The 13,098-nt window shown below is 48.0% G+C and carries 11 protein-coding genes; all 11 read left to right on the top strand.

Features of this window, described 5'->3' with window-relative positions; genetic code table 11:
* Nucleotides 1-100: 100 nt before the first annotated feature.
* The 11 genes from V3O24_RS02125 to lepA all read left to right on the top strand — a co-directional run bounded on the left by V3O24_RS02125 (nucleotide 101) and on the right by lepA (nucleotide 12,935).
* Nucleotides 101-2,320, top strand: coding sequence for a PAS domain S-box protein (locus tag V3O24_RS02125; protein ID WP_331305972.1), 2,220 nt, complete (start codon nucleotides 101-103; stop codon nucleotides 2,318-2,320).
* Nucleotides 2,313-2,945 carry a response regulator transcription factor gene (locus tag V3O24_RS02120; protein WP_104423596.1) on the top strand — a complete coding sequence of 211 codons (633 nt, stop codon included), beginning with the start codon at nucleotides 2,313-2,315 and terminating at the stop codon, nucleotides 2,943-2,945. The genes V3O24_RS02125 and V3O24_RS02120 overlap by 8 nt, the downstream gene beginning before the upstream one ends.
* A gap of 765 nt (nucleotides 2,946-3,710) precedes the next feature.
* The gene (locus tag V3O24_RS02115) at nucleotides 3,711-6,020 is read left to right on the top strand and encodes a methyl-accepting chemotaxis protein (protein ID WP_331305971.1); all 2,310 of its coding nucleotides are present in this window, start codon (nucleotides 3,711-3,713) and stop codon (nucleotides 6,018-6,020) included.
* Between the two features lie 177 nt (nucleotides 6,021-6,197).
* Entirely contained in the window at nucleotides 6,198-6,491 is a 294-nt protein-coding gene (locus V3O24_RS02110; RefSeq protein ID WP_146083339.1) for a hypothetical protein, read from the top strand.
* Nucleotides 6,492-6,985: 494 nt separating this feature from the next.
* Nucleotides 6,986-7,522 (top strand): cob(I)yrinic acid a,c-diamide adenosyltransferase, encoded by a 537-nt coding sequence (gene cobO, locus V3O24_RS02105; RefSeq protein ID WP_104423591.1) that lies wholly within the window; start codon nucleotides 6,986-6,988, stop codon nucleotides 7,520-7,522.
* A 121-nt stretch (nucleotides 7,523-7,643) separates the two neighbouring features.
* Nucleotides 7,644-8,003: a hypothetical protein gene (locus V3O24_RS02100; protein ID WP_104423590.1), complete on the top strand. Its 360-nt coding sequence runs from the start codon at nucleotides 7,644-7,646 to the stop codon at nucleotides 8,001-8,003.
* A gap of 188 nt (nucleotides 8,004-8,191) precedes the next feature.
* Nucleotides 8,192-8,530, top strand: a complete 339-nt coding sequence (locus V3O24_RS02095) for a cold shock domain-containing protein (protein WP_181049864.1) — start codon at nucleotides 8,192-8,194, stop codon at nucleotides 8,528-8,530.
* Nucleotides 8,531-8,629: 99 nt separating this feature from the next.
* A complete protein-coding gene (locus V3O24_RS02090) occupies nucleotides 8,630-8,818 on the top strand; it encodes a hypothetical protein (RefSeq protein ID WP_331305968.1) in 189 nt (62 codons plus the stop codon).
* 291 nt (nucleotides 8,819-9,109) lie between these two features.
* Nucleotides 9,110-10,165, top strand: a complete 1,056-nt coding sequence (locus V3O24_RS02085; RefSeq protein ID WP_104423588.1) for an AI-2E family transporter — start codon at nucleotides 9,110-9,112, stop codon at nucleotides 10,163-10,165.
* Between the two features lie 6 nt (nucleotides 10,166-10,171).
* Nucleotides 10,172-10,993, top strand: coding sequence for a DUF3530 family protein (locus V3O24_RS02080; protein ID WP_331305967.1), 822 nt, complete (start codon nucleotides 10,172-10,174; stop codon nucleotides 10,991-10,993).
* Between the two features lie 142 nt (nucleotides 10,994-11,135).
* Entirely contained in the window at nucleotides 11,136-12,935 is a 1,800-nt protein-coding gene (gene lepA / locus V3O24_RS02075) for a translation elongation factor 4 (RefSeq protein WP_104423586.1), read from the top strand.
* The last annotated feature ends 163 nt before the right edge of the window (nucleotides 12,936-13,098 follow it).

The raw sequence follows: 13,098 nt of genomic DNA, 5'->3' as shown, positions 1-13,098 counted from the left end.
TTGCCGTTTTTGAAGGGCAAGGCGGTTTGAGTTTCCATCCGCCGTATATCAAGTTACAGTGGGTTTATAGGGCAACACAACATGATGTATAAGAGAAAGCATGCGATTTCTGATTATTGACGATGACCCCGTTGAGCGCTCGTTAACGATAGCAACATTGCGCGGTAAATTTGCCGATGCGGATATGGTTGAGGTTTGCAGCCGTGAGGTGTTCGATGAAAAAATGGCCGAAACCGGTTTTGATCTGGCGATTACAGAATACACGCTCGGTTGGACAGACGGACTGACCTTGTTTAAGGCAATTAAATCGAGCCATGCCTGTTTACCGGTCATCATGTTGACCGATTCCGGCGGCGAAGACATCGCAGTCGCCGCGATTAAAAGCGGCATGGCCGATTATATTGTCAAGCGCAACAGGCGCCGGTTACTCGATGCGGTAGAATCCAGCCTGCTGGAAACAAAAAAAACGGAATTTTGCAAAAATGCAGAAAGCAAGGCGCCGCGATATGAAAGACGGGATCCTTTCATTTCCCGTTTTGAGCTGGACTTGGCTTATTCAATGACTATTTCGCCGGACGGCAAGCCAATATTGGAATGGAGTACGGAGCAGTTAAAAAAGCTTATCGGCAGTGTAAGATTCGATGGCGAGTCAAAACAACAGGCTTGCGATTGGGTATTGCCGGTTCACCCGGACGATATAAAAATCGTTCAAGACCGGTTTGAAAAACTACTGGCGGGGTGCGAAGACATCAGCGAGTACCGGGTGGTCATTAACGACAGTGACACCCGCTATTTCAGCGATCATTCATTGCCGGTTCGCGACCCGATTGATGGCGGTGTCGTACAGTTATACGGCGTTTTGCATGATGTCACTTCCCGCCGAAAAAATGAAGAAGAATTGTATCTGATGCAGCACGCGATCGATTCCTGCAACAACGGCATTATTATTACCGGGCTGGCGGATAAAGATTTTCCCATTATTTATGCTAATGAAGCTTTCTTGCGCACAACCGGCTATTCCAGGCAGGACGTGTTGGGCCAAAACTGCCGTTTTCTGCAACAGAGCGATCGAGACCAAGCGAACGTTACAGAACTACGCGAGGCCTTGCACAGCTATCGCGATGGGCATGCGGTTGTGCGCAACTATCGCAAAGACGGCAGCTTATTCTTGAACGAAGTCTATATTTCGCCGATACGCGACAAGCAAGGCAAGATTACCCACTATGTCGGAGTGCAGAATGACGTGACGGGGCGTATCGAAATGGAAGACTTGTTGAGTAAAAACGAAGCAAGGATGCGCTCTATTTTTAACAACGTATTCGACGGCATTATCATTATTAACGAATCTGGAATCATTGAAAAAATCAATCCGTCTGTCGAGAGGCTTTTCGGGTATTCGGCCGAGGAATTGATCGGTTATAATATTAACAAGTTGATGTCTGAACCTGAGCAGGGGCGGCACGATACTTATTTAAAAACCTATCTGAACGGCGGCAAGGCAAAAATACTCGGTTTCAAACGCGAGGTGAGCGGTGTCAGAAAAGACGGCTCTGTTTTTTCGATGGAACTGAAGGTCAGTGATTTCGACGTCGAGCAGCGTCATTTTTTTATCGGCACGGTACATGATATAAGCGAACGGAAGCAGGCGGAGGAAGCGCTACGGGATTTGTCCGGTCACCTGGAAACGGCCAGGGAAGATGAGAGAACCCGAATCGCGCGGGAAATTCATGACGAATTGGGCAGCCTTCTGGCGGCGCTGAAAATGGATTTAAGCTGGTTGAGTAAACAATTACCGGCAGGCCGGTCTGCATGTCATGAAAAAATCACGGTGATGAATCGGCAATTGGACGATGCGATTGGGTCGGTCAGGCGTATTATTGCCGACCTCCGGCCAAGCATTCTGGATCATCTGGGTTTATTAGCCGCGATCGACTGGAAACTCGATGAATTCAGGCAGCAAACCGGCATGCAATGCGTTCTGACGATGCCGGAAAATAATATCGTGATCGATGACGGTACGGATATAGCGATTTTTCGGATTATGCAGGAAGCATTAACCAATATTGCTTTACATTCCAGAGCGACCAAAGTAACGCTTGATGTTGAAACCGCCGCAAATAGTCTGGTGATGAAAATAACGGATAACGGCTGCGGTATGACGGAGGCGCAGATGAACAAACCCGGTAAATACGGTATTTTGGGCATGCATGAGCGCGCACGCCATTGCGGCGGAGAAATCGCCATCGACAGTAAACCGGGAAAGGGAACCACGCTCGTGTTAAACATGCGTCTAAAGTCGTCCGAAGGCGGCCATGATTAAAATATTGATTGCCGATGATCATGCCATTGTCAGGCAAGGGCTGAAACAAATCCTCGCCGATATTCCCGATATGGAAATATTCGGCGAGGCCGGTTCCGGCGATGAGGCCTTGAAACTTATACGGTGCGAGGGATGGAGCGTCATGCTGCTCGACATCGCCATGCCGGGTAAAAATGTCATGGAGTTGATTAAGCTGGCGAAGCATCAATCTCCTCAGTTGCCTATCCTGATCCTGAGCATGTATCCTGAAGATCAGTATGCGATCAGAATGCTGCGTGCGGGTGCGGACGGCTATCTGACCAAAGAGAGCGCTCCCGAGCAATTGGTGGCGGCGATTCGCAAGGTCGCCAAGGGAGGGAAATATATCAGCTCGACGATGACTGAAAAACTGATTGCGGAATTGAATACAAACCAGGAAATACCGCTGCACGCTACGCTGACCGACCGGGAGTTTCAGGTTTTTTGCGGCATTTGTGCGGGTAAAAGCATTACTGATCTTGCCCAGCAGATGTCGCTCAGTGTGAAAACCATCAGCACCTACCGGACCCGCCTGATGAAAAAGATGAACATGTCTAAAAACGCCGAAATTATTCATTACGCATTCAAGAACGATTTGCTTGAGTGATTAAATTTGTCTGATTGATTTGTGTTGTGTAGGAATATGCTTACACAATGCTTCTTGTGAGTCTTATGTATTTGAGGGCGGTTGGCTGATTTCTAACCGTCCTGATTTGGCTCATAATCGCCAGCCAAAATGGGTCGCTTATTTCACGAATGTCCTCTTGAAGTTTTATTAAGCGCGCGGCCATGCTACTTCTTCGGCAGAAAAATTCAGTCAGTCCGTATTTCACTTTTTCGTTGTCAGCGTGCGGAGCGAAATCCATGCAGCAATACGCTGTTTACGTTCGGCTAATGATTCTTACGGGTAAAGAGTGGGCAACAGGATTGTTGATTAAAAACTGTTTTAGCACTTGAGAACAACATGGCTATGTACAATTATAAATGACGGTTGCTCTCCGAGAGGGGAGAAGCGGGAGTTATTCCGATAGCCAATTCGTTAACTAAAAAAATATAACTAATAAAGCATTATGTTTTTATGCTTCCAAATCGGAAATAAAAAAGGTTATAGATAAAGTCACGATTCCACCGGAAAGTTATCCGAGTATTACAAATCGGCAGTTATTGGGGGCTGTATTGGGCGCGTCGAGGAAATCTTGGGAAAGAAAAAACCGTAGTTTACTGACGGCATGAGTGCGAAGTGATCAGCGCCAAGAGTTAGGCAGGGTGTGCGGCGGGTATCTTTCAAATCTTGAATTAGAAAGTACGAACCAACGATTAATAATATAACGAATGTTTTAGTTCGTAAGGTGAAGCACAAATGAAAATGAATATGCCTGTAACTAATCAGGAAATCCTGATGAAAAAAGGTGGGTTGTTGATTACTCGAACCGACTTGAAAGGCGTTATTACTTACGTCAATGACGAGTTCATCAATATCAGCGGTTTTACCCGCGATGAACTCATAGGCGCAAGTCATAATATTGTTCGTCATCCCGATATGCCGGCGGCCGCTTTTGAAGATTTGTGGCTGACTTTAAAATCGCTTAGACCCTGGCAGGGGTTGGTAAAAAACAGGGCGAAATCCGGCGACTATTACTGGGTGGAAGCGAATGCAATGCCAGTATTTAAAAATGGGAAAGTTCATGAATACCTTTCCGTCCGGCGCGCTCCAAGCCGTGAAAAAATTGAAAAGGCAGAACAGTTATATCAGCTGGTTAATGCAGGGAAAGCAACAATAAGGCCTACCGGTTTAGCTGCCGTGGTCAAGTCAATCAAGGAGATGGACGCCTGGAAAAAAATGGCGGTGGCGTTGGCGGTGCTTCTGATACCCGTTTTTTACCTGATGTATCGGTTGTTTTTAGTGCAGGACTATTTGCTGTTGACCGGTGTTGCGGCATCAGTTGCGGTTGCATCGGCAATTGGTTTCAATGTGATCAAAAGCTTTACCACGGTATTAAATAAAACCATCGGTATTTTTTATCGTCTGGCAGAGAAAAGATTCGGCAATGTGCAGGATTTAACCCGGAATGATCTGGTCGGCGATTTTCAGCGCGGCCTGTATTCAATGGAAGTGAATCTGAGTCTGGATTTGGCGCAATCCAGAGAGGCTGCTGAAAAAGCCATGCGGATCAATCAGGCATTGGATAATGTCCAGTCCGGCGTCATGGTGGCCGATAACAATCTGGAAATCATTTATACCAACGAGAGCGTTGAGAAGATGCTCAAGGAAGTCGAACAGGATATTCGCAAGCAGTTGCCGAATTTCGCTGTCGATAAACTGATCGGCGCCAATATCGATAGTTTTCACAAGGACCCTGCTCACCAGCGACGCTTATTGGCAAGCCTAACGCAACCGTACAGTTCGGAACTGGTTATTGCCGGCCAGCATATGAATGTGGTTGCCAGCCCGGTTATTAATGATGACGGCGAGCGCATCGGTTTTGTTGCGGAATGGAAGAACAGAACCCTGGACATTTTAATTGAACACGAGATTGAACAATTAGTGCAGGATATTAAAGCAGGCGATTTGAGCAGCCGCATTAACATGGGCGACAAGCAAGGATTCGCCAAAATGTTGTCGTCCGGTATCAATGAACTGACGGATGTCATAGAGTGCGCCTTTAATGACATCAACAGAGTTATGGAAAGTATGTCTCAAGGCGATTTAACCAGTTCTATCACTAATGATTACCAAGGAGTCTATGCCGAATGCAAGAATAATATCAATGGCACACTGGCAAAATTGAGCGATTTTATTATTCAAATCCGGGATGCGGCCGATTTTATAGACAGCTCATCGCAGGAAATGGCCAGCGGCAACAACAATCTTTCCGGCCGTGCGGAGCAGCAAGCGGCGAGCCTCGAAGAAACCGCGGCCAGCATGGAACAGCTGGCCAGCACCGTGAAAAATAATGCGCAGAATACGGTTCAAGCGACCGAGGTTGTTAATTCGGCCAGCCAATTGGCCCAAAAAGGCGGTGATGTGGTTAAGTCGGCTATCGCAGCCATGCAGGAAATCAATGACAGCAGCAACAAGATTGCCGAGATTATCGGCGTGATTGATGAAATTGCATTCCAAACCAATCTGTTGGCGTTAAACGCATCCGTTGAAGCGGCCAGGGCGGGAGAGCAGGGGCGCGGCTTCTCGGTTGTGGCGACGGAAGTGCGTAATTTGGCTCAGCGGAGCGCGGATGCCGCCCAGCAAAGTAACGAACTGATTCAGAGCAGTGTGCAGAAAGTCCGCGCCGGAACGGCATTCGTTAATGAAACCGGCGCCGCGCTGAATGAAATTGTCGAGAGCGTTGCGAAAGTCGGCGACATTGTCGCCCACATCGCCAGCGCCAGCGCCGAGCAATCCGCAGGCATCGAACAAGTTAACCAGGCGGTTTCTCAAATGGACGATATTACCCAGCAAAATGCGGCTTTGGCGGAACAGGCGGCAGCGGGCAGTATTTCAATGAGCGAGCAGTCCACCAACATGACCAAGTTACTCAATTTTTTTAAAGTAAACTCATCAAAGAAAATTTCCGCTCCGCTAAAAGCCAAAGCTCCGGTTGCTCGCGTGGCGGGGCCAAAGCCGGTAGCGCCCGTTATTCATAGGGAGCCAAAACACGACGATAGCGAATGGGAAGAGTTTTAATTCGATAGGTCCGGTTTGGCGTTTTTGGGGCATGTATAAGGTGCAAATAAATAGCGGAATTATTTGCACCATAACATCAGGTATTCAGAGCATCAGGTAATCCGGGGCATAAAAAACAGGGATCAGGAACAACCGCTTCAATACCGCAGTTTTATGGCGATGGCCGGGGGAGTTTGCGTGACCAAGATAGAGCAGCTTGAAAGTGAAATAAATCAAAAAATAATTGAATTAAACGAAAGCAAGCATGCTCAGCATTTGCTGCGTGAAACATTGAAACGAAATACTCAAACTCTGGGTGAGATTGAAAGCCAGCTTAAGGTGATAGAGTCCCATCTAAAAGATTCTAACGAGTACATTTATAAGTTAAAGCGGGAAAACTGGAAACTTAAACTATCATGCGATGTATGGGTGCAGCGGGCCATAAAACTTGAGTTTGAGGTGTTAAGCGCCCGCGATGCGCAAAAAAAATAGTGCTAATCGATGCCACTGCGCCGATTTTAGCGGTGCTTATAAAATAAAACTAAGCACGGCAAGGTATCAAACTCTGCGTTATCAAAAAACAGGCATCAAATCTCAATACACCACGATGGTATATAATCCTCATCGCTCGCCATAAAAATAGGCCGTCCGTGTTTTGGCCGCTAACAAACTAAGGGCCGCAAAAATCGATTGCGGCGGCGTAGAAGTCATTTAAATCCCTCAAATCTTTGCGAGCGCCGCTTTACCACCGCGCGCATCTTGAGCATTAGCTGGAAAATTCCGCTGTAACCCGGTTCCGGTCCTCCTGTCCCTGATGACGGCAATGTCATGCACGTTTAGAAATAATTGTTCTGCAAATCCGGCTCCGTGATTGAACAGCGCGTGCGGTGCAAAGCCAGACATTTGATTTTAACTGGATTCAGGCGATAATGCCGGTCGCTATAAGACGAGAGTTCTTATGTATACTCAAATTACGGAATGGTGTTATGAAGTCGAGAGATAGACGACGGGGGCTGGTTTTGGTCAATACCGGCTCAGGCAAGGGAAAGTCTTCCAGTGCTTTAGGTATGGTGTTCCGTGCCGCAGGCTGGGATATGAAAATCTGCGTGGTCCAGTATATTAAGGGGAAATGGCAAACCGGCGAACAAAAAGCCGCCGAACGCTTTGATAATATCGAATGGCATGCCTTGGGCGACGGTTTTACTTGGGATACTAAAAATCCTGAGCAGGATATTAAAACCAGCCGGGAGATTTGGGAGTTTAGCAAAGCCAAGATCCTGTCTGAAGAATTCGACGTGGTGCTGCTGGACGAGATCAATTACTGCTGCGGCTATAATTGGATTTCCGGCCAGGAAATAGCCGATTTCATTCGCGATGAAAAACCGGCCTGGATGCATTTGATTTTGACGGGCCGCAATGCGGCGCCTGAGGTCATCGATTGCGCCGATACCGTAACCGAAATGGTCAAAGTAAAACATGCTTATGAACAAGGCATCAAGGCGGAACAGGGGATTGAGTTTTAAAAGGCGTTGCGCCAACAATGCAGGCAAATTGTTGAGGATGGATTGCATTCATAGAATTTTAAGGTAAATACGCAGGTCAACCTGTAAAATGGTTGGCGATTGTCACAATGAGGAGAGAAAAATGTCTGAAGCACAAAAAATAATGCTGGCTGTTATTGCCGTTTTTGTAATGGGTTTTGTTATGGTTGGCTTAAGTAAGGAAGATCAGCCTGTTGAGCAAGTCGAAGCTGCGGCTAAGATTAGAAACAATGTTGCAATGCAAACCATGGCAAATGAAAAGTGTCCGCCAAAAATCAAGGAGCAAACAGGGGAGCAGGTATTTTTCCCTTCCGAAGTCGAGAGCGATAAGGAAACCTATGTGACGTTGAAATGGGTGGGTGAAAAAGGGTTCAAAACGGCATCATGTACATTGCATGCGTCTTTGGGCGGAATATCGGAGTTGATTATCGATGATAAGGTCATCATAAAGAAACAAATCTAGGCCACGAAATATCACGGCTGGATCTTGTATCTAACCGGGATTATTTGTTTTATAAGCGCCGGAGATTGGATTCGCTAAACGATAAAACAGCAGAGGTACTCGCTGTAGGCTCGTAAAAACAGCTGTAAAACGGCTGGCGCTTTTTACCCATTCGCGCGGACAAGGCTAAAAACAACAAAAGAAATTTTATGACAAAGACAATGATTAAGGGAGTTTTAAAAACATGGAAAGAAGATCGAGGGTTTGGTTTCATCAGCCCTGATGATGGAGGAAAAGATATTTTTATCCATATTTCGGCGCTTAAGGGAACGAGTCGCCGCCCGTTGACCGGCGATGTTATTCATTACCAGGTAGCAAGAGATAATCGGGGCAAGTTCAAAGCGGTTAATGCCTATATTGAAGGTGTGGAAATTCTGGAAGATAAACCAGTTAATTTTTTCAGTACGAAGAAAGGCACTATTGTGCTGATAATACTGGCCTTAGTGGCTATCGCGGCTGCGGTCGTTGCGCTCAATCTGGCGCCGTAATCGTAGGGGAAGTTTTTCTACAAGCCGATGCGGCAGTAAGCATCGGCTTGTTTATAAGCGATTGAATACACGGTGCTACGGCACTTTCTACCCGTAGTTATGAAAAGTTCTGCAACAAGGCGTTGGAGCGCTTTTTTACATCATACGCCTGTCGAGGCGATGTCTGCGCCGATTCTGGTGAAGGACGGCATTAAGCGTTCATGGCGGTTGACCTGCGCACTGGAACGGATAAGTCCTAAAAAAACCGGTTCGATTGCCGCTTATTTTTGCAATGGACGGGGTTGTTAAGAAACATGCATGAAATAACTTGAGCAAGTTTTATTTTTCATTTTTTAACCATGAAGGACATGAAGGACATGAAGCGGCATGAAAGGTTTAAGTCTTCATGCTCTTCATGGTAATTGCCTAAATTAATTTATGCACGATCCTTAATATCGATATGGCTTTATACGCAGTTAGACTGCAAAAGGAATGCGGCGAACATTTATTGCGCCAATCATATCGGTTGTTCTTCCTGTTGCGGCGGCGGTAATTGGCGGTACTAAACTACACAGATACATATTGCATTGAGGTTTTGTAATGACCGATTCACAAAAATGGCTGGTTTTCGCTTTTATCGCAGGTTCGGCTTGGTTGGTTTACCTGTTGGCCCCGGTATTGATGCCGTTTGCGTTTGCAGCGATGTTGGCTTACCTCGGCGATCCGTTAACCGATAAGCTGGAAACCTATCAATTATCCAGAACCAAGGCCGTGTTGGTGGTTTTTGCCGTGATGACGCTGGTTTTGGCATTGGTTTTATTGTTGCTTGTGCCGCTGTTGGAATATCAGGTCGAGCATTTTGTAAGCAACCTGCCCGCCTATGTCGCATGGCTCAATGAGACCGTCATTCCCTGGTTGCAGCGGCGGTTTCACCTGGGCATCAGGCCGGTTAATCTTAGCCAGATTATTAATCTGATTAAAGGCCATTGGGAGCAAGCGGGCGGCATTGCCGCAACGGTCATGAGCTCGGTTTCGCATTCCGGGGGGGTGATAGCCGCATGGCTGATGAACCTGCTGCTCATCCCTGTGGTCACGTTCTATTTATTGCGCGATTGGGACGGTCTGATTGCCAAAATCCATGATTTATTACCCCGGCGTGTCGCGCCCACCGCTTCCAAGTTGGCACGCGAAGTCGATACGGTATTGGCGGCTTTTGTCCGCGGGCAGTTCTATGTGATGCTGGCCTTGGGCTGTATTTACAGTATCGGCTTGTGGATGACCGGCCTCGATTTGGCTTTGTTGATTGGCATGTTGGCCGGGTTGGTCAGTTTCGTGCCTTATCTGGGGTCGATTGTCGGTATCGTTACGGCCTGCGTGGCGGCCTTGGTGCAATTTCATGACTTAATACAACTGGTGCCGGTCGGTATTGTTTTCATCATCGGACAATCGCTGGAAGGCATGGTGTTAACGCCGATGCTGGTGGGCGATAAAATCGGCCTGCATCCGGTTGCGGTTATGTTCGCAGTATTGGCCGGAGGCCAGTTGTTCGGCTTTCTGGGCATACTGCTGGCATTGCCGGTTGCGTCGGTCATTATGGTGTTGTTACGGCATGTGCATGATTTATATCGCTACAGCGATTTTTACGGCCTGGAGTGAGAGCCGATGAAGTTGCTCGGGGCTGTTGTTTTTGTGCTGTGCATGGGCTGCTTGCTTGGCGATGTCTGTTGGGCCGGCGATGAAAAGCGGGAAGCCGATTTTGCCGAAGGCATTAACAAGACGCTGACTATCGGTAAGGCGGTCTGGCTGGAGTCCGGTGAAAAAAAATTCCTCGGTGTTTATACCGAAACCGAAAAAGCCGGCACGAAAGGGGTCGTTATTATTCTCCATGATATGGGGGGGCATCCCGATCAGCGGCCGCTGATTTACGGCTTGAGAGTTTTTTTGCCCGAGCATAACTGGGCGACGCTTTCGCTGCAAATGCCGCTCAGGGAAGTCGGCGCTGGACAGGAAGATTATTATGCGTTGTTTCCTGAGGCGGCGGCGCGGATTCGGGCCGGAATCGACTATGCAAGGAGCGGTGGCGCGGAAAATATCATTGTGGCCGGTTATGGGCTGGGCGGACTGATGAGTGTTTATGCGCTCAGTGAGCAGGGGCTGGATATTAAAGCGCTGGTGACTATCAGTCTGCCGGCGCCGATTACCGACAACAAAGCCGGTCAAACGCTGGAATTTATCAAAAAAATCAATATTCCGATGCTGGATATTTATGGTGCGGTAGATGTGCCTGATGTTACACAAAGCGCCAGGGACAGGCGCTTGGCGGCAAAAGAAAATGCGGGTTACCGGCAGATTAGAATCGACGATGAAGGCCATGCTTATCTGCATGATGAAGGCTTGGTTGTTAAGCGGATATACAGTTGGTTGGGAGTAACTGCGGAGACGGCGAAGCCGGGTAATGATGATGTTACGCCCCAAAATCAGTGAGGCTAATGTGCGCAATATCCCTCAACATTGGCTTTGAACAGGTCTAAATCTGTTACAATGCAGGCTGACACAGGTGTGCAAATACGATTACGACAATGTTTGGCGCCATGCATTAACACTACCATAACAAGTTGAAAACCAAGTGGATTTAAAACATATAAGAAATTTTTCCATTATCGCGCATATCGATCATGGAAAATCGACGCTTGCTGATCGTTTCATTCAAATCTGCGGCGGCCTGAGCGACAGGGAAATGTCCGCGCAAGTGCTCGATTCGATGGATATTGAGAAAGAGCGCGGCATTACCATTAAAGCGCAAAGCGTCACGCTGGATTTTAAGGCGAAAGACGGCGAGACCTATCAGCTTAATTTCATCGATACTCCGGGGCATGTCGATTTTTCTTATGAGGTTTCCAGGTCTTTGGCGGCTTGCGAAGGTGCGCTGCTGGTCGTCGATGCGGCTCAGGGCGTCGAGGCGCAAAGCGTCGCTAACTGCTATACGGCGATAGAGCAGGGGCTCGAAGTGGTGCCGGTGTTGAATAAAATCGATTTGCCTTCTGCCGAGCCCGAGCGGGTGCAGAATGAGATCGAAGAGGTGATCGGCATCCCGGCCGACGAGGCGCTGATGATCAGCGCTAAAACAGGGTTGGGTGTGCAGGATGTGCTGGAGCAATTGGTGCTGAAAGTTCCGCCGCCTGAAGGCGACACGGCAGGTCCGTTACAGGCGTTGATTATCGATTCCTGGTTCGACAGTTATCTGGGCGTGGTGTCGTTGGTCAGGATTATGCACGGCAGTATCCGCAGGAAGCAAAAGATCACCATCATGTCCACCGGCAAGTCGTTTATCGCCGAAAAGGTCGGCGTTTTTACCCCCAAACGGCTGGAAAAGGATATTTTAAATACCGGCGAAGTCGGTTATGTCGTGGCCGGTATCAAAGACATTTTCGGCGCGCCGGTCGGCGACACCATTACCTGGACGGATAACCCGGCTGCTGAGCAGCTCACCGGGTTTCAAAAGGTTCAGCCGCGGGTTTTTGCCGGCTTGTATCCGGTCAGCTCCGATCATTACGAGGATTTGCGCGAGGCGCTGAAGAAGTTAAACCTGAACGACGCTTCCTTGTATTTTGAGCCGGAAACCTCGCAGGCTTTAGGCTTCGGTTTCCGTTGCGGTTTTCTCGGCATGCTGCATATGGAAATTGTGCAGGAGCGTTTGGAAAGGGAATACGATGTCGATCTGATCACGACGGCGCCTACCGTTATCTATGAGGTCATCACCCAGAACGAACAGGTTCTGATGATCGATAATCCGGCCAAGTTGCCGGATATGGGGACCATCAAGGAAATCAGGGAACCCATTATCCGGGCCAATATCCTGGTTCCTGAAACCTATTTGGGCGGCGTGATCACGTTGTGCATAGAAAAGCGTGGCGTGCAGAAAGACATGCAGTACGTCGGCAGACAGGTATCGCTGCATTATGAAATGCCGCTCAGCGAAGTGGTGCTGGATTTTTTCGATCGCTTAAAGTCGGTCAGCCGCGGCTTTGCATCGTTTGACTACGAGTTCCTGCGTTTCCAGCCGGCCGAGCTGGTCAAACTGGATGTGTTGATTAATGCCGAGAAAGTGGATGCGCTGTCTATCATCGTGCATCGCGACCTGAGCCAAAATCGGGGCCGGGATTTGGTTGAAAAGATGAAAGACCTGATTCCGCGGCAAATGTACGAGGTTGCGATACAGGCGGCGATTGGCTCCAAGGTTATCGCTCGGTCCACCGTTAAAGCGATGCGGAAGAACGTGATTGCGAAATGTTACGGCGGCGACATCAGCCGTAAGAAAAAGCTGCTGGAAAAACAAAAAGCCGGTAAGAAACGGATGAAACAGGTCGGCAATATTGAGATTCCTCAAGAAGCATTTCTGGCCGTTTTGCAGCTTAATAAAGAATAAAAAAACAGGCAAAAGGTGAAGGGCTAAAGGCAAAAAAGTTTGCGCTTGGATTTAATAAGCCGTTCAATTTTTAGCCTTTAGCCTTTAGCCTTTAGCCTTTAGCCTTTAGCCTTTAGCCTTTAGCCTTTAGCCTTTAGCCTTTAGCCTTTAGCCTTTAGCCTTT

This window comes from Methylobacter sp. Wu8, from assembly GCF_036440755.1.
Classification (GTDB): Bacteria; Pseudomonadota; Gammaproteobacteria; order Methylococcales; family Methylomonadaceae; genus Methylobacter_A; species Methylobacter_A tundripaludum_A.
The sequence above is the reverse complement of the archived record's forward strand: the minus strand, read 5'-3'. Positions and strand labels throughout refer to the sequence as shown.